The sequence below is a fragment of the Actinotignum sp. UMB0459 genome (genome assembly GCF_051905915.1).
In the GTDB taxonomy this organism is placed as follows: Bacteria; Actinomycetota; Actinomycetes; order Actinomycetales; family Actinomycetaceae; genus Actinotignum; species Actinotignum sanguinis.
Genome location: NZ_JBQAIK010000018.1, coordinates 43,796 through 66,873, shown reverse-complemented (window position 1 = coordinate 66,873; position 23,078 = coordinate 43,796). Strand labels below are relative to the sequence as shown.

18 protein-coding genes and 1 tRNA gene are annotated in these 23,078 nt (G+C 62.7%); 11 read left to right on the top strand and 8 right to left on the bottom strand.

What is annotated here, in order from left to right; translation table 11 throughout:
* Positions 1 to 83 precede the first annotated feature (83 nt).
* From pth to ACTFPK_RS07180, 7 genes are all read left to right on the top strand, one after another.
* Positions 84 to 671 (top strand): aminoacyl-tRNA hydrolase, encoded by a 588-nt coding sequence (gene pth / locus ACTFPK_RS07210; RefSeq protein ID WP_284891062.1) that lies wholly within the window; start codon positions 84 to 86, stop codon positions 669 to 671.
* Between the two features lie 59 nt (positions 672 to 730).
* Positions 731 to 4,369 (top strand): transcription-repair coupling factor, encoded by a 3,639-nt coding sequence (gene mfd / locus ACTFPK_RS07205; RefSeq protein ID WP_439911381.1) that lies wholly within the window; start codon positions 731 to 733, stop codon positions 4,367 to 4,369.
* Between the two features lie 311 nt (positions 4,370 to 4,680).
* A complete protein-coding gene (locus ACTFPK_RS07200; RefSeq protein ID WP_439911379.1) occupies positions 4,681 to 6,321 on the top strand; it encodes an LPXTG cell wall anchor domain-containing protein in 1,641 nt (546 codons plus the stop codon).
* Between the two features lie 142 nt (positions 6,322 to 6,463).
* Entirely contained in the window at positions 6,464 to 6,808 is a 345-nt protein-coding gene (locus ACTFPK_RS07195) for a hypothetical protein (RefSeq protein WP_439911378.1), read from the top strand.
* A 219-nt stretch (positions 6,809 to 7,027) separates the two neighbouring features.
* Positions 7,028 to 8,308: a phosphopyruvate hydratase gene (eno, locus tag ACTFPK_RS07190; RefSeq protein ID WP_016443220.1), complete on the top strand. Its 1,281-nt coding sequence runs from the start codon at positions 7,028 to 7,030 to the stop codon at positions 8,306 to 8,308.
* 917 nt (positions 8,309 to 9,225) lie between these two features.
* A complete protein-coding gene (locus tag ACTFPK_RS07185) occupies positions 9,226 to 9,864 on the top strand; it encodes a septum formation initiator family protein (protein WP_439911377.1) in 639 nt (212 codons plus the stop codon).
* Positions 9,865 to 9,866: 2 nt separating this feature from the next.
* Positions 9,867 to 11,444 carry a DUF501 domain-containing protein gene (locus ACTFPK_RS07180; RefSeq protein ID WP_439099553.1) on the top strand — a complete coding sequence of 526 codons (1,578 nt, stop codon included), beginning with the start codon at positions 9,867 to 9,869 and terminating at the stop codon, positions 11,442 to 11,444.
* On the opposite strand, the gene nhaA is transcribed toward ACTFPK_RS07180, so the two are convergent.
* Positions 11,441 to 12,787: a Na+/H+ antiporter NhaA gene (nhaA, locus tag ACTFPK_RS07175; RefSeq protein WP_274734769.1), complete on the bottom strand. Its 1,347-nt coding sequence runs from the start codon at positions 12,785 to 12,787 to the stop codon at positions 11,441 to 11,443. The genes ACTFPK_RS07180 and nhaA overlap by 4 nt on opposite strands.
* A gap of 180 nt (positions 12,788 to 12,967) precedes the next feature.
* Between nhaA and ACTFPK_RS07170 the strand changes: the two genes are divergently transcribed.
* Together ACTFPK_RS07170 and ACTFPK_RS07165 are read left to right on the top strand one after the other, a co-directional pair.
* Positions 12,968 to 13,041 (top strand) — tRNA-Leu (locus tag ACTFPK_RS07170).
* 302 nt (positions 13,042 to 13,343) lie between these two features.
* Entirely contained in the window at positions 13,344 to 14,291 is a 948-nt protein-coding gene (locus tag ACTFPK_RS07165; protein WP_274734770.1) for a Bax inhibitor-1/YccA family protein, read from the top strand.
* 77 nt (positions 14,292 to 14,368) lie between these two features.
* Here the strand turns inward: ACTFPK_RS07165 and msrA are convergent, their stop codons facing one another.
* Entirely contained in the window at positions 14,369 to 15,010 is a 642-nt protein-coding gene (msrA, locus tag ACTFPK_RS07160) for a peptide-methionine (S)-S-oxide reductase MsrA (protein WP_274734771.1), read from the bottom strand.
* Between the two features lie 87 nt (positions 15,011 to 15,097).
* Positions 15,098 to 15,583, bottom strand: coding sequence for a GreA/GreB family elongation factor (locus ACTFPK_RS07155; protein WP_016443212.1), 486 nt, complete (start codon positions 15,581 to 15,583; stop codon positions 15,098 to 15,100).
* Between the two features lie 465 nt (positions 15,584 to 16,048).
* Between ACTFPK_RS07155 and mca the strand changes: the two genes are divergently transcribed.
* Positions 16,049 to 16,951, top strand: coding sequence for a mycothiol conjugate amidase Mca (mca, locus tag ACTFPK_RS07150; protein WP_274734774.1), 903 nt, complete (start codon positions 16,049 to 16,051; stop codon positions 16,949 to 16,951).
* Here mca and ACTFPK_RS07145 read toward each other — a convergent pair whose 3' ends face one another.
* The gene (locus tag ACTFPK_RS07145; protein WP_274734775.1) at positions 16,952 to 17,986 is read right to left on the bottom strand and encodes a PPK2 family polyphosphate kinase; all 1,035 of its coding nucleotides are present in this window, start codon (positions 17,984 to 17,986) and stop codon (positions 16,952 to 16,954) included.
* 162 nt (positions 17,987 to 18,148) lie between these two features.
* Positions 18,149 to 18,769 (bottom strand): PAQR family membrane homeostasis protein TrhA, encoded by a 621-nt coding sequence (gene trhA / locus ACTFPK_RS07140; protein ID WP_439911399.1) that lies wholly within the window; start codon positions 18,767 to 18,769, stop codon positions 18,149 to 18,151.
* Positions 18,770 to 19,243: 474 nt separating this feature from the next.
* On the opposite strand from trhA, the gene ACTFPK_RS07135 reads away from it, so the two are divergent.
* Entirely contained in the window at positions 19,244 to 19,999 is a 756-nt protein-coding gene (locus ACTFPK_RS07135) for an isoprenyl transferase (RefSeq protein ID WP_274734778.1), read from the top strand.
* Between the two features lie 60 nt (positions 20,000 to 20,059).
* On the opposite strand, the gene ACTFPK_RS07130 is transcribed toward ACTFPK_RS07135, so the two are convergent.
* The 3 genes from ACTFPK_RS07130 to xseA are packed head-to-tail and all read right to left on the bottom strand — an operon-like array spanning position 20,060 to position 23,074.
* Entirely contained in the window at positions 20,060 to 21,064 is a 1,005-nt protein-coding gene (locus tag ACTFPK_RS07130; RefSeq protein WP_439911375.1) for a hypothetical protein, read from the bottom strand.
* Positions 21,061 to 21,831 carry an exodeoxyribonuclease VII small subunit gene (locus tag ACTFPK_RS07125; RefSeq protein WP_439911374.1) on the bottom strand — a complete coding sequence of 257 codons (771 nt, stop codon included), beginning with the start codon at positions 21,829 to 21,831 and terminating at the stop codon, positions 21,061 to 21,063. Before ACTFPK_RS07125 ends, ACTFPK_RS07130 begins: the two co-directional genes overlap by 4 nt.
* Positions 21,821 to 23,074, bottom strand: coding sequence for an exodeoxyribonuclease VII large subunit (gene xseA / locus ACTFPK_RS07120; protein ID WP_439911372.1), 1,254 nt, complete (start codon positions 23,072 to 23,074; stop codon positions 21,821 to 21,823). Before xseA ends, ACTFPK_RS07125 begins: the two co-directional genes overlap by 11 nt.
* Between the last annotated feature and the right edge of the window lie 4 nt (positions 23,075 to 23,078).

Below are 23,078 nucleotides of genomic sequence, written 5' to 3'. Positions count from 1 at the left end.
CGTCGTCGTAAAAAATACGAGGCACGCAGGAACGCAACAATCTCGGGTAAGCGGGTACGGTTGAAGATGCACAGGAGGAACGCATGTACGCTGTTGTTGGATTAGGTAATCCCGGTGCTACCTATGCCGGAACTCGCCACAATTGTGGGTATATGGTGGTGGCGGAGCTTGCCGCGCGCTGCGGGGGGCAGTTGCGCTCGCACGGCGCCACCCAGACGAACCAGCTTTCCGCGCGGGTGGGGGTGATGCCCGGGCAGGCCGGTGAGCAGGTCATTCTTGCCACGTGCCAGTGCTATATGAATACCTCGGGAGGGCCGGTGAGCTCGCTGCTGCGCTATTACGACTGCCCGGTGGAGAACCTTATTGTGGTTCACGATGAACTTGATCTTCCTTTCGGAACGCTGCGTCTCAAGCGCGGCGGGGGCGAAGGCGGGCATAACGGGCTCAAGTCGATTTCGCAGTCCACGGGCTCGAAGGATTATATTCGGCTGCGCTTCGGCATCGGCCGGCCGCCCGGGCGCCAGGACCCTTCCGATTTTGTGCTGCGCCCTTTTAGTTCGGCGGAGCGCAAGGAGCTTGACGTGCTCATCGCACAGGCCGCGGACGCCGTGGAGGATGTGCTACGTAACGGGCTGGAAAGCGCCACGATGCGTTTGCATACGAAGCATTAGCCGGTGGCGCCGAGCGTGAACCAAAACCCCAGAAGGACGAGGAAGGAAACGAGCGTCCCGTGCAATTAGAATCCTTGCTGCCGCTCATCGGCGCCGATCCCGCTCTGAGTGGCGCCGCCGCTTCGACCGCTACTCGCCTGGATATTCCGATGCCGCGCGGGGTGGTGCCCCCGGCCCTGGCCTACCTTACGCACGGCGGTGATTCGGTAACCGGCCCCGCCGCATCGCATCCCCTCCACGTGGCCATTACCGCGTCGGGGCGGGAGGCCGAAATCCTTGAGGGCGCGATGCGCGCTTACCTTCCGGCCGAGCAGATCGCGGTGTTCCCCTCCTGGGAAACGCTCCCGCACGAGCGCCTTTCCCCGCGTTCGGATACGGTGGCCCGGCGCCTGCTCACCCTGCGCCGCCTGGCCCACCCGGAGGAATTCGAGCCGCTGCGCCTCCTCATTATGCCGGTGCGCGCACTGCTTCAGCCCATTACCCGCGGCCTGGGTGATCTGGCGCCGGTGCGGCTCCGCCTCCGTGAGGATGCCCCCATGGAAGAGGTGGAAAATGCGCTGGTGAACGCTGCTTACACCCGGGTTGATATGGTGGAACGCCGCGGCCAATTCGCGGTGCGCGGCGGAATTCTGGACGTTTTCCCGCCCACGGAACGCCACCCGATCCGCGTGGAATTCTTCGGAGATACCGTGGACGAAATCCGCACCTTCTCCGTGGGCGACCAACGTTCCATGGAGGAACGTGAGGAACTCTACGCCCCGCCCTGCCGCGAAATTCTCCTCACCGAATCGGTGCGCACCCGCGCCCGCGCGCTTATCAGCGAGTTGCCCGGCGCCACCGATATGCTCGACAAAATCGCCGCTGGCATCGCCCCGGAGGGCATGGAATCTCTCACGCCGGTGCTCGTGGACGGCATGGACGCCGTGGTGGACGTGCTTCCCGCCACCGCCCGCCTCCTCATTATCGAGCCGGAGCGCGTAGATCAGCGCGCGGAATCGCTGATCGCCACCACGGAGGAATTCCTGGCGGCGGCGTGGAGCGCGGCGGCGGCCGGGGGTACGCCGCCGGTTCAGGCCAATGCGGCGAGTTTCGCGAGCGTGGCGGCTACTCGGGAAGCGGCGCTCACGCGGGGCCAGGCCTGGTGGACGCTCGGCGGCTTTTCTGGAAACGTCGCCTCGAATGGAGGCACCACCAAGAACGACGACGCCGGCGCCGCTGTCGCGGCGCGCGAACCGCGCAAGTTCCTCGGGAAAGTTGATGAGGCTCTCGCCGCTATCGGGGAGCAGGCACGGCGCGGGGTGCGGCAGGTGCTCGTGGTGGACGGGCCGGGCTTGGCGCGTCGCTACGCGGAACAGCTCGGTGAGCTGGGCGTTCCCGCCAGCGCGGTAGCGGAGCTCCCCGCTCACTTCGAACCTGGGGTGGTTTACGTGGTGGCCGCGCCCATCGCTGAGGGTTTCGTTATGGACGACCAGCAGCTCGGGGTGTACGCGGGCGCGGATCTGACCGGGCGGGGCGGTTCCTCCACCCGGGATATGCGCACGCTGCCCAAGCGGCGCCGCAAGAATGCCGTTGACCCGCTGTCTCTCACTCCCGGGGATTTTGTGGTGCATGATCGCCACGGGGTAGGCCGTTTCGTGCGGATGGAAAAGCGCGCGATTGGCGGCAAGGGTGGGCAGCGTGAATATATTGTGCTGGAGTATGCACCTTCGCGGCGCGGCGGTCCGCCCGATCAGCTTTGGGTGCCCACCGATCAGCTTGACCAGGTCTCCAAGTATTCGGGCGGGGAATCCCCGAGCCTCAATAAAATGGGCGGGGCCGATTGGGAGAAAACGAAGTCGAAGGCCCGCGCGGCCACCCGCAAAATTGCTTCTGAGCTTATTCGTCTCTACGCGCAGCGCATGGCAACTCCGGGTATCGCATTTTCTCCGGATACTCCCTGGCAGCGCGAGCTCGAAGACGCTTTCGCCTACGTGGAAACCCCTGATCAGCTGCACACCATTGACGAAGTGAAAGCCGATATGGAAAAGCCGGTCCCCATGGATCGCCTCATTTCCGGGGATGTGGGCTACGGCAAAACGGAGATCGCGGTGCGAGCGGCTTTCAAGGCGGTGCAGGATGGCCGCCAGGTGGCGGTTCTGGTGCCGACCACCTTGCTCGTGGAGCAGCATCGGGAGACGTTCGAGGAACGCTACGCCGGCTTCCCGGTGCGAGTGGCGGCGCTTTCGCGTTTCCAGAGCGCGCGCGAATCGGAGGAGGTCATTTCCGGGCTCGCCGCTGGCAGTATCGATGTGGTGATCGGTACCCACCGCCTGCTCACGGGAAATGTGCGTTTCAAAGCCCTCGGTCTGGTGGTGATTGACGAGGAGCAGCGTTTCGGCGTCGAACATAAAGAGACGCTCAAGCAGATGTACCCGAATATCGATGTGCTGTCGATGTCGGCCACCCCGATTCCGCGCACGCTGGAAATGGCGGTCACGGGAGTGCGGGAAATGTCCACCCTGGCCACTCCGCCCGAGGAACGCCACCCGATTCTCACCTACGTGGGCGCGCGGGAAAACCGCCAGATCAGCGCCGCGATTCGCCGCGAGTTGCTGCGCGATGGCCAGGTTTTTTACGTGCATAACCGGGTGGGGGATATGGGCCGGGTGGCCGCGCAGCTCGGCGAGCTGGTGCCCGAGGCGCGCATCGCCGTCGCCCACGGAAAAATGAGCGAACGCGATCTGGAAAATGTTATTCAGAATTTCTGGGATCACGAGATCGACGTCCTCATCTGCACCACCATCGTGGAAACGGGCCTCGATATTTCCAATGCGAATACGCTCATTGTGGATAATGCCGATAAGCTCGGGCTCTCCCAGCTCCACCAGCTGCGCGGGCGCGTGGGCCGCGGGCGCGAGCGTGCCTACGCGTATTTCCTTTATGATCCGGATCGCGCGCTCACGGAAACGTCCCTGGAACGCCTGCGAACCATCGCCGCGAATACCGACCTCGGGGCCGGCACCCAGGTTGCCATGAAGGACCTCGAAATCCGCGGGGCGGGCAATATGCTCGGCGGCGAACAATCCGGCCATATTGAGGGCGTTGGTTTCGATTTATACGTGCGCATGGTCTCCGAAGCGGTCGCGAAAATACGCGGGGAGATTCCGGGCGACGACGACGCCAGCAGCGATGTGCGCATTGAGCTGCCGGTGGAAGCCTACCTGCCCGAAGATTACGTGCCTTCCGAACGGTTGCGGTTGGAGATTTACACCAAGTTGGCGGCGTCGCGCGGGGAGGCCCAACGCGAGGAAATTCGCGCGGAATTGCGCGACCGCTACGGGGAGATTCCCGAGGTGGCCGCGCGGCTTTTCCGGATAGCGCAGCTGCGTGACCTGGCGCGTAGTGCCGGGCTGGAGGAAATTACCCAGATGGGGCGCAATGTGCGTTTCACGCCGGTGGCGCTGCCTGACTCGCGGCAGGCACGGCTCAAGCGCCTGTATCCGGGGGCGATGCTCAAGCCCGCTGTTCGAGTCCTCATGGTACCTGTGCCGCCGGCCAGTGCCGCGGGAAGCGGTGGGGTTGGAAGTGCGCGTCGGGTGTCTCTCGGGGTGGCGCAGACTTCCGCGCGCCTGGGAAGTGGAGCACCCATGGAAGGTGATGACGTACTGGAGTGGGTGTCGAATCTCATCACCGCGGTATTTATTTCCTCGGTGGGGTAGCAGCAGGGCCGCCGCGGGCTTCTTCACGGGGTGTAGCCGGTGTTCCCGGCTTGTTGGCCTGCTCTCATACTCACCCCTGTGACGATTGTGATTTTGAATTACCTTCATCAAACATATCGTGATTTGATAAATTAAATCGTACGTTGTGGCGGTGGAATCGATGGGCTGGGCTGCGGGTACCCGCGTGGAAAGCTGGCGCGCTCGTGTGCTTATGTTCGTTAGGGGCGCCTAAGTCCAAGAAATGGGATGACGCAACGGCACCGATGGTGGCGGCTACCTGTGGCGTGGCTGCTGAGAGCGTAAGGAAGAATATGAAGAAAGTACTCAGAGGTGTCGTGGCTGCCGCGACCGCCTGCACAGTGATGCTGGGCGGTGCGGGCGCGGCTCTCGCGGATTCGACAAGCCTGAACGAAGCCACCGCGCCGCTTGCTTCGGAGGTGTCTTCGGGTGCCGGAGCTGCGGGCGCTGCCGATGCGGGCGCGCCGGCCCCTGCCGCGGCTGCTGATACCAGTACTGCCGACTACGCTGCGGGCAAGATTAATGAAGCCTTGAGGGCTACCCCTGCCGATCAGGCCGATGCCTGGATGGTAAGTGCGCTGCAGAATCAGGCCTCTCACTACTCCAAGGCCTATGTGGACCAGCGTTTCGTTGCGGCCGCCCAAGCCTATGTGAACGCCTATTCCAACGGGGTGTCCGAGCTGGACAAGGCTATTGTTGAAGTGACCAAGACGGCTAAAACCGTTGCGGAAATGGATCGCCGGGTCAATGAAGAATTCCAGAAGTCCGCGGCCGGAAATAAGAGCGAAGTTGTCCAGAAGATTCGTTCCTGCATCGACCTCGCCAAGCAGGGCAAGAGCAAGGAATTCAACCAGTGCCTCAACGGCATTATCGTGCTGCAGAATCTCGAAGCCTACGAGAAGATGATTATTGCGGGTGACGCGGTGCTCAACGGGGATGTTTCCTACATCGATGCGGAGACCCTCGCCCAGCTCAAGAAGGACGTTGCTTACCTGCGCGAAGCAGTGGCGTACCGCCCCGAAGCTGAGAAACTGACCGGGAAGACGTGGTGGAAGGATATTGATCCCGCCACCATTACCCCGCTTGGGGATGCCGAATATGCTCGCCTGGAACAGCTGCGCTGGATTATCTCCGGCGAAAAGGAATTCAACGGCGTGAAAACCACCTACGGGCAGAGCTCGAACCGGGTGCGTGACCTGGTCCGCAAGGCAGGCTCTCTCAAGGCCAAGGCTGACACCGCTGCCCTTATCGCGGGCTTGCAGAACCCGGTGGTGCGCAATGCGGCCCAGCAGCTTTTCGACGCTGGCCCGGATAACTATGCTGCCGATACCTTCTCGCATGTGCTTCCGTTCCTCGACGCCTGGGCTACCAAGCTGAGTGAAGCGAAAGCCGCTATTGAAGCTGAACGGGCTGCCCAGCTCAAGGCTCTAGCCGCGCTGGATTGCGCTCCGGAAGCAGCGCGCACGAAGGCTGACACTGATATTCAGGCAGCTACCGCTGCGGCACTCGAGAAACTCAATCCGGTTGTGGACGAAGGCGTGCTCGCTGAGATCACTGCCGAACACGCAGCAACCGTGCGTGGCGCCGTCCATAACGTTGCTTCCCTCAAGGAATGCACGCCCGCAGATCCGGCCCCGACCCAGCCGGCGGAACCGACGCAGCCTGCGGAACCGACGCAGCCTGCGGAACCGACCGCTCCGGCTCAGCCCGCGGATCCGACTGCGCCCGCGCAGCCCACTGCGCCGGCTCCCGCGGACCCGGCCCCGGCAGGATCCGCTAAACCGGCCACTCCTGCTAAGCCCGGCAAGACCGTGGTGAAGAAGTCGGCGGAGAAGCTCCCGAATACCGGCGCGGAAGCCGCCTCCTTGGCGCTCCTCTCCGGTGCCCTGCTCGCCGGCGGGGCGCTCGCGGTGCGGCGTCGTCGTGCTGCCTAAACGCGGCCATTAAATGAGCTGATGCTCGGGCGGGCCCGGCACGTGCGATATACCAGCGCGTGCCGGGCCCGCTTTTTCGAAAAACTAGTGACGTTTCATTTTCTTGCTTTAGAATCATGGAAACCACAACAAAGGAGTTGTTATGACGATGAACGTGAGTCCGAATCTTCTAAAAAATTTTGCGCGGCGCACGTACGGCGTCGCGGGGGCGTTGCTGGTCATCGCGATTTTCCTCCAGATTACGGGGCCCTTCGCCATGCTGGAGCTCAATGAGCTTCCCGCTGGCACTGCGGATCCTGTGAAAGTTGGCTTGGCCTATGTGGTCAAGGTGCTCATGGATATCTTTACCCTGCAGTTGGTCGGGATTGCTGCGCTCATCGCTTTCCTGGCTCACCCCGTGCTGACCTCGGTGGTCAAAGAGGAGGGAAGCGGGGCGGGCGGCGTCGTCGTACCTAACGGCGCAGGGGAAGAAAACACGGCGCACTAAACTCTCCGCGCAAGTGCGTGAGCTAGTTAGCACCCGGGTGGTTCGCGCGCGGTGCCAAAGTCCCGAGTGGGCGAAAATCTTCGCGGCTCAGGGCGAAAACGCCGAGTTAATCACGGCCTGAGCATGACGCGCGCGGGTGTTTTGAGAGACAATAGAAACAGCGGATATTCCGCGCAGGTAGCCACAACTATGTGGCACGGTCTATATGAAGGAGTACCTGTGGCATTCATTGAGGCAGTTAACGCCCGCGAAATTCTCGACTCCCGTGGCAACCCCACCGTTGAGGTTGAAGTTGTCCTGGATGATGGCACCTACAAGCGCGCATCGGTTCCCTCCGGCGCGTCCACCGGCGCCTTTGAAGCCGTGGAAAAGCGTGACGGTGATAAGGGTCGTTACCTCGGTAAGGGTGTCGAGCAGGCAGTGGAAGCGGTGAATGAAATCATCGCTCCGGAAATCATTGGCATGGACGCCAACGATCAGCGCGCTCTTGACGCGCTGCTCATTGACCTGGACGGCACGGATAACAAGGGCAAGCTCGGCGCGAACGCCATCCTGGGTGTGTCCCTCGCCGTGGCGCACGCCGCCGCCGAATCGGCCGGCCTGCCGCTCTACCACTACATTGGCGGCCCGAACGCCCACATCCTGCCCGTTCCCATGATGAACATCCTCAACGGTGGATCGCATGCCGATTCCAACGTTGATATTCAGGAATTCATGATCGCCCCGATCGGCGCCGAAACCTTCAAGGAAGCGCTGCGCTGGGGTGCTGAGGTGTACCACACCCTCAAGAGCGTTCTCAAGGAACGCGGCCTGGCCACCGGCCTGGGCGATGAGGGCGGCTTCGCACCCAACCTGGATTCCAACGCCGAAGCTCTGGACCTCATCGTCGAAGCGATCGAGCGCGCCGGCTACACCCCGGGCAAGGACTTCGGTCTCGCCCTGGACGTTGCCGCCACCGAATTCTTCGAGAACGGTGTTTACAAGTTTGAGGGCGGCACCAAGTCCTCGGACGAAATGATCGCCTACTACGAAGAGCTCGTGGAGAAGTACCCGCTCGTGTCCATCGAGGATCCGCTCTCGGAAGACGAATGGGACGCCTGGAAGAAGCTCACCTCCGAAATCGGTGACCGCGTCCAGATCGTTGGCGACGACCTCTTCGTCACCAACCCCACCCGCCTCCAGAAGGGCATCGAAACCAAGGCCGCGAACGCGCTCCTGGTGAAGGTGAACCAGATCGGTTCGCTGACCGAAACCCTCGAAGCCGTGGAGCTCGCGCACCGCAACGGCTTCCGCACGATGACCTCGCACCGCTCCGGCGAAACCGAGGACACCACGATTGCGGATCTCGCGGTGGCCACCAACTCCGGTCAGCTCAAGACCGGTGCTCCGGCCCGCGGCGAGCGCATCAACAAGTACAACCAGCTGCTGCGCATCGAAGACGAACTCGGTGAAGACGCAGTCTACGCCGGTCGCGCTGCTTTCCCGCGCTTCAAGGCCTAAGGTTCTGGAAGCTCCGGGCTGGCTAGCAGGGTAACCAGGTAGCCCGGTGGCCCACGGATAGCGCTGAGCGCCGCTCGTTCCTTTCGGGGAAGGGGCGGCGCTTTGTTGGGTGGCCTTTGGTGCGCGCATCCGAATCGCCGCGGCGGCATGTGCGGGGTGTTTTTCCGAGGTGTACTTCGCATGTACGACATCTGCACTACATCTCTGAAAACATATACCGCCCGGCCTGGGCCTCGTGTGACTATTGGGCGTTGTGAAACTCGTGAGATTCTTAGGCGATGATCGTCGCGTTTACCCGAAAACAAAATGCAACGGCAGCTACGTTAAGAAATTGTTTTGATGTCGTCAGGTTGCATTGTGTGACCTTGGCGGGGGCGCGCCCTATTCGCGGGCGGTGATGCCGGGCGCCTAGACTGGTAGCCATGAGTGTTCGCCGTCCCCCCTCGCGCCCCGAGCGCAACCGCCGCATCTCCGCGCGCGGAGTTCTGGGGAATCAAGGATCTGAAGCGAACCAAGGAAATCAGGCGAAGCGCCGCGACGCGGCCCTAAACCGCAGGGATGCTGCGCCGAATCCCCGGGACGCCGGGGCAAACCCCCGCTCAAGTGGTACCCGGCGAAAAGGATCCGACCTCATGCCGCGCGGTAAAGCAGGTAGTCGGAAACCGAAGCGACCCGATAGGGGAGCGCGCGGCGATGCGCAGGCGCGCTCAGCCCACTCAGCAGCCCGTTCACCTCACTCGGCAGCCCGTTCAGCCAGCTCTCCCGCTCGAGCCGGGTCCGCCTACCGTAGTGAAACGTCACCGCGGCCGGGTGCTACCCCGCGGCCCGGAGCCAAGTCGCGTCCCGGAGGAAAACCGTGGCAGGGCGGCTCGCGGGGGAACAAAGCCAGGAGAAAAGGCCAGCGCCGGGCCATAAAAGTGGAAACCGGCCAGCGCCAGCACACCGTGAGTTTGCGAGCCGTAGCCATCGCGCTTTTTGCGATCCTCGCCATTATTATTGTGACTCCCACGGTTTCGCGCTTCTCAGAACAGCAGCACGAATTGCGGGCGGTGCGTGCAGAGCTGGAAAACGTGCAGCAGCACACCCGGGAACTCGAAGTGGAAAAGGCCCTGTGGAACGACCCGGATTACGTGCGGGCCCAGGCTCGGGTGCGGCTCGGCTACGTTGTTCCCGGCCAGCGGCTCTTCGTGGGCGCGGACCCGAACGAGGGCACCGCCCAGGAGCAGCTGGAAGAACGGGTCGCCACCGTCAACCGCGAACGTCGCGCGAATACCCCGTGGTACATCACCGGCTGGGATTCCATCACCATCGCGGGTAATTCCGTGGACGGGCAGATCGATAACCCGGACGAAGCCCCGATGTACACGCCGCCCACGCCGCAACCGGATGGAGCCACGCAACCGGAAGTCGAAACCCCTGCGGACGGCTCGGATCCCGCGCCGGCAGAACAACCAGCAGAACCGCCCGCAGAACAACCAGCGCCGGAAGACGCCGCAAACCAGGCACCCGATACCGCGCCCGCCCAAGATACCGCGCCCGCCCCCGAAGGAGAATAAGCATGACCGATGTCCTCACCGAGCGCGATGTCACCCCCGAGCTTCTCACCCGTATCGCCGCGAATGCCACCCCGCTGCGCCCCACCGACCGCGCCGAGGTAGCCGCCCAACTCGGGCGCGTTCCGCGCGGCCTCGTCGGCATAGGGGCACGCTGCGCCTGCGGACGCCCCGCGGTCACCATCACCCTGCCGCGCCTCGGCCACGGCGAACCCTTCCCGACCCTCTTCTACCTGTGCCTTCCCTACCTGGTCAAAGAGATTTCTCGCCTGGAAGCGCGCGGGGAAATGGCCACCATGACCGCTGCTTTATCCGACGACGCCGCATTGCGCGCCGCCCACCAGGCAGCCCATGAATCGTATATAGCGCGCCGCTCCCTGCTCGGTGAGGTCCCGGAAATTGCCGGGGTATCCGCCGGGGGTATGCCCGAGCGGGTCAAATGCCTGCACGCGCTGGCCGGCTACGCGCTGAGCGCGGGGCGGGGAGTATGCCCGCTGGGAGATCGCGCCCTTGACCTCGTCGGTTGGGATGGCACTATCTGCCACTGCGAGGATGCACCCGCCGCGCCTACCGCGCCCGTCGCGCCCACCGAGCCCTCGCAACGGGTCGCCGGTATTGACTGCGGCACCAATTCCATCCGCCTGCTCATCGCTGATGTTCCCGGAACGGACGGCAGCGCCCTGAGTGACGTCACCCGCCAGATGGAAATTGTGTACCTGGGTCAGGGGGTGGATGCTACCGGGCACTTCGCCCCCGAAGCCCTCGAACGCACCCTCAACCAGATCGATATATACGCGCGCCTCTGCCGGGAAGCGGGGGTGACTTCCATTCGCTTCGCTGCCACCTCCGCTACGCGTGATGCCTCCAACCGGGCGGACTTCCTCGATGGGGTAGTGGCCCGGATCGGGGTGCGCCCCCAGGTGCTCACCGGCGCTCAAGAAGCCCAGACCTCTTTCTCCGGCGCAATTTCCGCGCTGAGTTCGCCCACCTCCCCGGTGCTCCTTATTGACCTGGGTGGTGGCTCCACCGAACTCGTGCTCGGGCGCGCGGACGGCAGCGTGATAGCCAGCCATTCCATGGATATTGGCTCGGTGCGGATGCGCGAACGCCACCTGCGTCACGATCCGCCCACCCCGAGCGAACTAGAAAACGCCCGCGCCGATATCCGCGCGGCCTTGGACGAAGCAGAGAAGCACGTTCCCCTCGGGAAGGCCGAACAGGTGGTCGGGGTGGCTGGTACCGTCACCTCGGTAACCGCCACCTGGCTGGGCCTGGACACCTACGATTCGGCGGCCGTGCACGGCACCGCGATGCGGCTGACCGATATTGAGAAGGTCACCGACTGGTTTATCCACGCGCCCCTAGAGGAGCGCGCCGCGCTCGGCTTTATGCACCCGGGGCGGGCCCCCGTGATCGGAGCCGGGGCGCTGGTCTGGCAAGAAGTGGTGCGCCGCATCGCCCAGCGCCGCGCCGCCGCGGGCCGCCCGCTCGCCACCATCACCACCTCGGAACACGACATCCTTGACGGCCTGGCCCTGTGGGCTGCCCGGGAACCCCAGCCTCCCGCCCGACCCGCCGCTTAGGAGGCAGAGTCCGGGCTGCTACTGGCGGCGTCGTCGTGCAAGGTACCGGCGGCGCGGTGATGCCGCACCCGCACCCGGGTAGCGAGTGCCCCGAGAACCACAGAGAGTAGTGTGCCGAGGAGTACGCCCACGCGCGCGTGAGCTTCGTGCGGGTCGGTGGGCGCGAAGGAGAGCTGCGCGATAAGTAGCGATACCGTGAAGCCGATGCCGGCCAAAATCGACATGGGGAAAATATCGCCCAGGTGCAGACCCTCGCCCAATTTAAGACGGAAAACTTTCACGAAAAGCCAGGTGCCGCAGAAAATGCCGAAGAATTTGCCCAGCGGGAGACCTAGGTAGATGCCGATGGCAACCGGGTCGGCGAGCAGCGCGGTGATCCCGCCGGCATCGGTAATATTCACACCCGCGGCGAAGAACGCGAAAATGGGTAGCGCAATCCCGGCCGACCAGAAAATAAGCCGTTCGCTATAGCGTTCCGTGAGCGGGGTATCATCCGCGTCGGTGGTGGACGTGGGGATCATGAAGCCGAGGACTACCGCGGAAATGGTGGCGTGTACTCCGGCGCGGAAGAAGCAGTACCAGCACACCAACGCGAGCGGCCACAGCAACCACCAGCGATTCCAACCTTTCCAGCACAGCAGCCCGAACACGGCCGCCACCAGCAAGCCGCCGCCCAGGAAGAGCACGTTGACCCCCTCCGAGAAGAAAATCGCGATGACGATAATTCCGCCCAGGTCGTCGGCCACCGCGAGCGTCATGAGGAAAATACCGGCGGCTTTCGGTAGCCCTTTACCCACCAGCGCCAGCACCCCGAGCGCGAAAGCGATATCGGTGGCAACAGGAATGGCCCACCCGTCATAAATATGGGCGCCGGAAATGGCCTGGGTGGCGCAATACACCGCGATCGGCCCGAGCATGCCGGTCACCGCAGCCAGCACCGGCAGGGCTGCTTTGCGCGGGTCGTTGAGGGAACCGATGGTGAATTCCTGCTTGAGTTCCATGCCCACCACGAAGAAGAAAAGTGCGAGCACGAAATCCGCTGCCCAGTGCGCCAGGTCCAGGTGGAGCCCTAAGCTTTCCGGACCGATTTTCGTGGCTGCCAGCGCGAAATAAGTATCGCGGCCCGGGGAATTGGCCCAGATGAGCGCCACGACCGCCGAAATGACCAAGACCAGCCCGGCAAAAGATTCATTACGCAGTGCCTCGCTGTAGCGTGTGACCGGCGCTGCGAGTTTCCCCACCCGGCGCAGGCCCGTGCGGAGCTTGCGCTGCCCGGTTTCCGCGGTGGATTCGGGTGTGGTGGCCGATTCGTGAGTGGTGTCGTGGTTCTCGCGCTGTGTCATTCCCTCTCGATTCTGTCTGCCCAGGTTTTGGTGGTACGACGGCGCAGCTAGCGGCCGGCGGCCCCTTCTCAGGTAAAAGCCGGTGAAGCGACGCGCTTAGGATCCCTCCTACTCTACAGGGTGGGGCAACAAGGTAGTATTCTAGGGATGTTCATACGGGCCGGCGTGCTCGCATGTTCAGCCCCCGTAGCCCAATTGGCAGAGGCACCCGACTTAAAATCGGTTCAGTGTCGGTTCGAGTCCGTCCGGGGGTACTGATTGGATATACCATGTTTCGGGAGCTGATGCTCGGGGGTAATCGCGGAGGTGGTTCCGGGTTTATTCCGGTTTATTCCCGGAAACAGTGATCTTAGGCTGATTGAGGAAAACCAAGAAGTCTTTCAGGAAAAATTCAGGCACGGGCTTGAGAATAACCCTGGAGACGATAGTGGACGAGTTATAACCAAGTTTCTACATAACCTGGATGCTAACCGGACGATGGTCGCGTCTGACAGTAGGCGGGCCGCCTATCCGGCGGTCCACCACAATACAGGAGGGTATTTTGTCGAATCCCGTGATGAGTAACAACCCGTATTTCCGCAAGGGTGCTGCCACACCGAACCAGCAGTTCCGCGGTGGCAATATTGCAACGGAACCGCGCCAGGGGTACCAGGCCGGCCCGGGTGTTTATGAACAGCCGAGCGGTTACGGTACGGAACAGCCCGGCTGGCACAACCAGTACAATTTTGCGCATCCGGACTACGGTCAGGCTTATCCGCAGCAGGACTATGACCAGTACGCGGGCGGCTACGGGCAGCCCGGTGCTTTCGGGGCTCCGGCTACCGCCACCATGACCTATGACGATGCCATGGTGAAAACCGCGATTCTGCTGGCGGTCTCCATCGTTGCCGGCGCGGCCACCATGCTTTTCGTGCCGCTGGACTACGCGATGATGCTCGCTATCCCGGCCTCCCTCATCGCTTTCGCGGTGGGCATGTTCGGGGCTTGGCGCCCGATGGTTGGCCCGGGTATCTCGATTGCCTACTCCCTTTTCCAGGGCGTGGCTCTCGGTGCGATCACCAATGCTTTTGACACTCTCTATCCGGGGGTCGCTTTCCAAGCGATTCTGGGTACCGCGATTGTGGTGGGTGTGGCGGTGTTCCTCCACATGTCCGGCAAGGTCCGCACCACGGCCAAGGGCCGGCGCGTGGTCCTTACCATCATGATCGCCTACATTATCTTCGGTTTCGTCAACCTCATTCTTATGCTGACCGGCGTGACCAACTCGCTGCGTAATATTACGGTGGGTGGCTTCCACCTCGGAATCATCCTCGGTCTGGTTATGATCGCGGTGGCAGGCTACGTGCTCATCTCAGATCTGGAAACCGCCAAGCTCGCGGTGGAACGCCACGCCCCGAAAGAATTCGCGTGGACGGCAGCTTTCGGCATCGTTATGACGGTCCTGTGGATCTACCTTGAAGTACTGCGCATCGTGGCCTACCTGGCCGCATCCTCGCGGAACTAAGGCTGATAGCTCAAACGAAGGCCGGGACGGAAAAACATCCGTCCCGGCCTTCGGTGGTTTCTGGTAATGGTCCGGGGCTAGCCGAGCGGGCCAGCACCCGGGAGCGGGCAGGCGATTCCAGTGCGCGCATGGCATTGGTAGCCGTGCGGAACCTTATGAAGATATCCCTGGTGCTCCTCTTCGGCCAGGTAGAAAGGCCCGGCAGCCAGGGCCGGTACCACTTCCGTCACTATAGCTCCCCGCCCGGCCGCCCGAAGAACATCCTCATAACCGGCAATCATGGCCCGAGCGGTGCGCTCCTGGATGTCCGTCGTCGTAAAAATAGCGCTGCGATACTGGGTGCCCACATCGTTTCCCTGCCGGTTAAGTGAGGTCGGATCATGGGACTCGAAGAAAAGCTGAAGTAACTTCTCCAGCGGAAGCACACGCGGATCAAAAACCACCCGCACCGTTTCCGCGTGCCCGGTGCGGCCCGTGCACACCTCCGCGTACGTGGGATTCGGCGTGGTGCCGCCCATATAGCCAACCGCGGTGCTCAGCGCTCCGGCCTCCCAAGCCAGCTTTTCCGCACCCCAAAAACACCCGGAGGCCAGGTAGATAAGCTCCTCACCCGGACCGGGTTCGGCAAGCACGGGCGTACCCAGAACCACGTGCGGCGCCGGATTCGGATTAATCGGATCGGGCCGGCCGGGCAGTGCGGGGGTAGCAGACAGATTCACGATCAGCTCCTTAGCTCTTACCTAAATGTTCGCCTTGCTTTCCGCTTTCCTTGGTGCCTTCGCGTGGCACCTTAGCCTTCTAGCTTCCTAGCCTTCGTAGGGCTTGATATCAAGGATTTCCACCTTGACGGGGCGGCCCAGGCGGTTCTTGAAGGTGGTTTTCTCCCCCTTCTTCAGGCCCAGGATTGCTTGCCCGAGCGGCGCGCTTTCCGGATACACTTCCATCCCCACAATATCCGCGGCCTCCCGCGAACCGAGGAGGAAGGTTTCTTCCATGCCGCCAATGGTGGCTGTCACAACCGTGCCGGAGGCCACCTCATCACCCGAGGGAGGCTCGGATACATGGGCGTTTTCCAGCAGAGCGGTCAGCTCTACGATCCGCCCCTCCAGTTTCGACTGCTCTTCGCGAGCCGCCTGATAGCCACCGTTCTCCCGCAGGTCACCTTCCGAGCGGGCCGCTTCGATCTTCTTGGCGATCTCCGCGCGCTGGACGGTAATCATGTCATTGAGTTCGGCCTTGAGGTGCTCATACGTTTCGGGGGAGAGCCACGCTCCCTTGGTGTTTTCAGACATCTCTTCTCTTTCTCGTCACGGGGTGGGTGCGAGATATGCACCTACCCGGTTGGTCATTCGGTTATGAGTCCGCGCTCGCGCGGCGCAGCTCGGCACGCCTTCGTGCGGCGATGCGGTTGCGGGGGCCCGAGCGCTGGGCGCGGGTGGGACGCCCCACTCGGATAAAAAAATTCATGCCCTGACAGGCATGTTTCTCCGGCTAAGCATACCAGCCTTCCGCGGCTTGCAACATTCCCGTGCGTATTCCAAGATTCCACCATGTCACGATCCCACGATTCCCTCCCGGCACCCAGCCGTGTTCCACTCCGTTATCGCCCCGCGGCAGTGCCCGGAGCATCTTGGTAGAGTAGCGCGGTGAATCGGCCCGGTGGCAGCCGCGCCCATGAGCGCACGTCCACAGGCCCGTATCACTAGCACAAAACCCGCGAGCTAAGCCCAAAAGCCAGCTGCGGAAGGAGAAGGATAATGGACGAACGCCGCCTCCTTAGCGTCCACGCCCACCCGGACGATGAATCATCAAAAGGCGCAGCTACGCTGGCTAAATACGCCCGCCTCGGCCGGGTCCGGGTGGTCACCTGCACGGGTGGAGAACGCGGAGATATCCTCAATCCTTTATTCGACGGCGCAGCTCTGGCCGGGCGCACCATGGCGCAGCTACGCCGGGAAGAAATGGCGGCAGCAGCCCGCATTCTCGGTATTGAGCACGTTTTCCTCGGCTTTGTGGATTCCGGACTCCCCGAGGGCTACCCGGATGTTAAGCTGCCCGCCGATAGTTTCGCTCGGGCCGCGGATACGGATGTACACCGCGCCCTCGTGGCCCAAATCCGCGAATTCCGGCCCCAGGTGGTGACCACCTATGACGAAAACGGCGGCTACCCGCATCCCGATCATGTGCGCACCCATACCGCGACCCTCGCGGCGGTGCGGCTGGCGGGAGAGCCGTGCTGGCCGGAGCTGGGTGAGCCCTGGAAGATCTCCAAACTTTATTACGACGCCAATCTTTCCTTCACCCGGCTGAGCGCTTTGCACGAAGCGATTCTCGCAGCCGGCCAGGTCAGCCCATTTACGGAGTGGCTCCAGGAGGCCGCGCAATTCCCGCGCCCGCGGCATGCCGCAAGCACCCGGGTCGGCGTCGTCGCATATTTCCCACTACGTGATGCGGCCATGCGTGCCCATGCTTCTCAAATCGACCCGAACGGGCTTTTCTTCGCTGCGCCGCGGGATCTGGAGGCGCAGGTGTGGCCGCACGAGGATTTCTACCTGGCGGCCTCCACCGTGGGTCCGGCCCCAACGGAGGGTGAAACGGACCTCTTCGCGCGGGTACCCGGACTGGAGAGCGAAGAACCGGCGGCAGCGCGTTACCGTTAGTTACTGCCCGTTCCCCACCCGTTCCCCGGCATCTTTGCGGGCGTCTTGCGTGATGAGCTTTTCCACGCCGTTGCGGTAATCCTCGGATTCAGCGGCGACATCCTCCGCCTCCGCACGGAGTTCTTCCACGGAGAGCTGCGCGGTGTGGCGGGGCATGGTGGCGAGCACCTGCGCGGCCTGGGTACGCGGATCCCAGCGGACCTCCGGCCAGCGCGGAGCCAGCCGGGCCAGCGCCTGGGCGAGGAGCTCGGTTACCGCGAGCCGCGCGAACCATTTACGATCTGCCGGCACCGCATACCACGGGGCATATTCCGTGGAGGTACGCTCGAACATCGCCTGGTAGGCATCCATATAGGCGGGCCACTGGGCGCGCGCGGCCACATCAGAAGGCGAATACTTCCAGTGTTTATCGCGGCGCGCCAGCCGGCGCAGCAGCCGGAAACCCTGTTCCTCATAGCCGATAAGCAGGGCCACCTTGACGAGCGTATATCCAGCATCCACGAGTTCACGTTCGAACTCATTGATTTTTTCGTACCGCTCCTCAATTTCCGCGGGAGTGGCCAGCTCATCTACCTTCCCGACCAGCACATCTTCATAATGCGAGCGATCAAAAACCCCGATCATCCCGGCCGGTGGTAGCGCACGCCGAATCCGCCACAGGAAATCGTGGGAGAGTTCCTCCGCGGTGGGTACCCCGAAAGACCGGAGATGCACGCCCTGCGGATCGACCATCCCGAGCACATGCCGGCAAATACCGCCCTTACCTGCGGTATCCATCCCCTGCACGATGAGCAGCACTCGCCGCTCGCCGCCCTGACGCGCTTCGGCATAGAGCCGTTCTTGCAGCTCCGCAAGGAGCTTCCCACGCTCCTTCATGGCGGCTTTCCCGGCCTTTTTATCCCCGTGCCAGCCAGGTGTGGATCCGGTAGCAACGGAGGCGATCTGAAAACCAGCCCGGATTTGCAGCGCAATACCGGGTGCCGTGGTCCAGCTACTTTCCCGGTCCCGCGCCTCCGCGTTTTTCTTTGTGCTCATTTTCGCTCCTGTGCCTGAGAAGTTTCGTGTGATGCTGCGCACCATTCTAGAGGAGGGGTACGACGTCGCCCGCGCCCTTGCGGGTCGCGGGGAGTAGGCGGGCGGCGGGCTGGCTAGCCGTTGGCGCTGAGGCGGCCGGCACCACTGCGCTGCCTGGGCTTATTAGGCGACAGAAAAGAGGGTAAGCCAGACCGCCACCGCGTGGCAGGCGTAACCCGCCACTGTTCCGGAATGGAAGAATTCGTGGAATCCCCAGGTGCGCGGCCAGGGATTGGGCCAGCGGAAAGCGTAGGCGAGCGCACCTACTGTGTAGCAGATCCCGCCGGCAATGATGAGCCAGACGATAGCCGGGCCACCGGCTTCCCACATATCGGGGAGGAACCAGATGGCCACCCATCCGAGCGCAATATAGAGGGGAACGTACAGCCAGCGCGGTGCCGCCGGCCAGAAATTGGAAAGCGCAATCCCGCCGAGCGCCCCGCTCCACACAATGGCCAGTACCAGCGCGGCGGTGCCGCCCGGTAGCAGGGCGAGGGAGAGCGGGGTGTAGGTTCCGGCGATGAGCAAGAAAATATTCGAGTGATCCAGGCGCCGTAAAATAGCGTGCACTTTCGGCCCCCACGAACCCAGGTGATATACCGCAGAGTGCCCGAATAGCACGACGGCGCTCAGCCCGAACACGATGACTCCGATGGTGAGGGCGGCAGTGGGCGCGAAAACTATTTGCACGATCATATTTGCCAGTGAGAGTGGGGCAATAATGGCGTGCTGCCAGCCGCGCAGAGCCGGTTTCGGGAGTAAGGATGCGGGTAGCGAAGGTAAATTGTGCGCTGCCCGGGGCCGCCCTGCTGCGGCACGAGAGTTCCGGTCTTTCTTTTCGCCATGTGGTGGCTGAGAGAGGGTATTCGCGTGGCGTTCGCTAGTGGCGTGACAAGGACGGGTCATGGTGCTCCCCACGTGGTCGGTGAATACCTCCGGGATGTCCGAAGATCAACAAACGCGGCGGTGGGCAAGGCGGGAGGTGTGGCTCCGGTTCGCCGCACCGCTTTGAGTCGCTGGCGCAAGTATACGCCGCTTCCCTGAATATTTTCCGGGTATCTTTTCCTGTTCCCCCAGGATGGGCGGGCTACAGTTAAACGGTTAGGCATCTGGTTGCGCGGCTCGGCTCCGGTTCTGACGGGGTGCGGCTCGGGTGCAGCCTTGCCGGGCGCGGCTCGTGCCACAGTGGCTAGAACGAGGGAGGGGAAGAGCGTGGGAATGTCATCATGGCTCTACGCAGCCTATGAGCGCCGCTTGGTGCGTGAGCTTTCCGGGAAGCGTATGCCGCAGCATGTGGCAATTATGCTGGACGGAAACCGCCGTTGGGCGCGGGAACTGGGTGAATCTGCTACCTTCGGTCACCGGGCGGGGGCTGAGCGTATCGCTGAAGTCCTCGGTTGGTGTGAAGACGCTGGAATTGAGGTGGTGACCCTGTGGTTGCTCTCCACGGATAATCTTTCCCGGGCAGCCGAAGAAGTGGGTCCGCTACTGAGCATCATCTGTGAAACTGTCGAAAATCTGGCGCGCTCTAGCCGTTTCCGCCTGGTGGCGGTGGGGAATCTCGATCTTCTTAGTGAGGAATATGCCCAGCGCCTGCGTGCCGCGGCCGCGAGTACCGAAGCCTGCACCGGTTTACATGTGAATATTGCGGTGGGCTACGGCGGGCGTCAAGAAATTACCGACGCGGTGCGTTCCTACCTGCGCGACCAAGCAGCAGCCGGGCGTAGCCTCGCGGAGGTTGCCGAAGATTTTTCCCTCGCGGATATTACCGATCATCTTTATACCCGTGGCCAACCGGATCCTGACCTGGTGATTCGCACGAGCGGGGAGCAGCGCATGAGCGGTTTTATGCTCTGGCAGTCCGTGCACACCGAACTCTATTTCTGTGAAACCTACTGGCCGGATTTCCGGCGCGTGGATTTCTTGCGGGCCCTGCGTGACTATACGCAGCGTGATCGACGCCGCGGGCGCTAGGCCGGGCGCTACAAAATCAAGCTCTTATAACACCGTGGCGCCTATGCCCGTTGAAGCGCGCTAAATTAGACCTTCGCGGCTCTGGTATTCGAAGAAGCCTTCGCTGAGTTCATTGCGGGTGAGCGGTTCCCAGCCGGCATGCGCGGTCATGAGGCTGCGCGCGGTGGTGGCGAAAGCGCCCACGGTGTACAGGTGGGACATGGACATGGTGGCGAGTCCGGGGCTGGCTTCCCGCCCGAGCAGACTCACCCGGTCCAGGGTATCGATGGTGGTGGCTATAAAAGCGCTGCGAGCTCCCGCAACATCCACAAAGGGGCGCGGGAGGGAAGCTACGTGGAGGCGGTCACCCGAGGCGGTAATCATGAGCGCGGCACCGTCCTCAAGAAGAATAGCTACGAGCCGAGGCCCGAAACTGAACCAGTGTTCGGCCACCGCGGCGAACTCATTTTCGGGGCCGCTGATACCGTAGAGAAGCCGGATGTCTTTTGAGGTTGCGACGACGACGTCACTCAGCTGCAAGAAACTTTCGGCTTGGATACGGACCCGATCCAGGTTGCGGGCCCGGGGGTGGCGCAGCGCCGGCGAGTAGATGATGGTGGAGGTGGATCGGCACACCCGCAGCCATTCGCGGACGGTGTGGGCTGCGGGCATGGCATGGCAGGCATCTCCACCGAAAATAGTGGCCGAGGGGCTGAAGAGATCAAAATCTAGTTTGCGGGCACCACGTTCCGGAGCCGGCAAAATATCCCAGCTTTCTTCCGGATCTCCGTGTCCCTCCCCGTAATGAGCTTCGGTGAAAGCAGCCGGGGGTGGGGTGGTCAAGCCGGAGGTGAGAGCGGCGCTGGCCGGAGGTGAAGCGGGGCGCAAGAGGAGCTCCACGCCGTGCTCGGCGGCGTAATCACGCACGACCTGCGGATCGGAGGCTTCGGAGATATCGGTGACCATCCGCACTTCGCGCGCCAGGTGGGCTAGATTAACCGCCACCTTAAACATGGTACCGGCACGAAAAGGGGTTTCCTGTTCGCGCTGGTTGGCGATGGCATCGCCAATGACAAGAACTGTCATGCGAAATCCTCGGGGTGGCGGGTGAGTGGGGTGGTATCAAGACCCGTTCCGTCCGCGAATTCTTCCGGGTCGAAATCGTCATCATCGCCCGCTGGTGGGTTCACAACGGAAGGCTGCTGGGGAGCGGTGGCGCCATCGGGCGCGCCGGCGGGAGCTGCCGCACCGCGTTGGGTAGCGGGCGCTGATGCGGCCTCGGGTACAGGTTGAGGAGCTGCCTGAATAGCCGGTACATCTTCGGCGCGTACTTCGCGCACCGCTTCCCGTAGGGCAGCCACCCGGTCTTCTTTAGATGCCTGCGGTGGGATAGCGGGCGCGGGTGCTTGATAGCCGCCTGCTTGTACCGCGGCCGACGGGGCTTGATGCGTGGGAGCGGTAGCCGGAGCAGGGGTTCCTGTGGTTCTTCCCGGCCCCGTGGCCTGGGCTGGAGCGGTAACCGAGCTAGTCGAGTCGGAGAGATCCGCGAGGCTTTCGCCGCGTTCGGCCGCATCAATACGGGCCGCAGCGCCATCAAGCCAGCTCTGGCAGTGGCGGGCCAGAGATTCGCCTACCTCCCACAGTCGCAGGGATTCTTCGAGAGGAATGGAGCCCTGCTCCAGGCGGGAAACAATATCGACAAGTCGGGCCCGGGCTTCTTCGTAGTTGAGGGTAGCCACGCGCGCTTCAATATCTTCGCGCGGGCGGGGTGCGGATGCGCCTGATGCGTGGGGTGAGTCTGGCGCTGGTGCCGGGGGTGCGAATCCCTCAGGAGTGGTTCCCTTAGCTACCATGCGCGCTCCCTTTCACTTCGAGATGGAGGGCCCCGGCGGCCAAAATGGCACGCAGGTGTTCTCCGATTCGGACGTCGTTTTCTTGTGAGACTACTCTGTTGTCCCCGCTTAGGATAACCGAATACCCGCGTTGCAGTGTTGCCTGGGGTGAGAGGGCCCGCAGCTGGGAAAGAAGTGAGGAGATATCTTGGGAGCTGGAAGCCATATCGCGCCGGATATGGGCCCGCAGCCAGGAGCGCAACGACTGGATATCCTGTTCGCGCACTTCCACCATAGTTCGGGGGCGGGCCAGGACGGGCCGGGCGCGTAATGCTTCGAGTTCTTTGGTGGCACGGTCGAGTCGATGGCGCATACCCTGGCGCAAGCGGCGCACGGCTGCCTGTACCCCTTCACGTTCAGCTTCCCGATCCGGAACGATGCGCTTGGCGGCATCCGTGGGCGTGGAAGCTCGTAGATCTGCCACGTAGTCACTGATGGGATTATCGCCTTCATGCCCGATAGCGGAGACCACCGGAGTGTTGGTAGCCGCAATAGCACGCACGAGGTGCTCATCGGAGAAGGGGAGGAGGTCTTCCACGGACCCGCCCCCGCGCGCCAGCACAATGACATCCACTCCCGGGTGGGCATCTAGCTCGCGCAGGGCCGGAATCATCTGGGCCACGGCATCCCGGCCCTGTACTGCTACTTCGCGCACCTCGAAACGTACCCCGGGCCAGCGCAGCGAGGCGTTAATAATGACATCCTCTTTCGCTTTAGTATTGCGCCCCACGATAAGACCCACCGTGCGGGGTAGGAAGGGGAGGGGCTTTTTACGTTCCGGTGCAAACAGTCCTTCGGAAGCGAGTTTGGCTTTCAGAGCCTCCAAACGCGCGAGAATATCACCCACGCCAACGGGGCGGATTTCCTGTGCCCACAGGGATAGCGAGCCATTACCGGTATAAAAATCGGGAACGGCCCACACCACCACCCGGCTTCCGGAAGTGACGGTTGCGGGAAGTAGGTGGCTGAGTATTTTAACCGTCATAGAGACGTTTTCTTCCAAATCCCGCAAGGTGAGGAACTGGACTTTTGCTCCGGGGCGGCGCTGGAGGGTAATGACTTCGCCTTCCACCCATAACCGCGACATTTTCGCCACATATTCCCGGATTTTTACCGAGAGCAGGCGTAGCGGCCACGGGTGATCCGGTGTTGTCTGCGCAGCCCGTTGCGGCAGGGTTGCGGGTACCGGAGTTGTTGAAGCCATATCA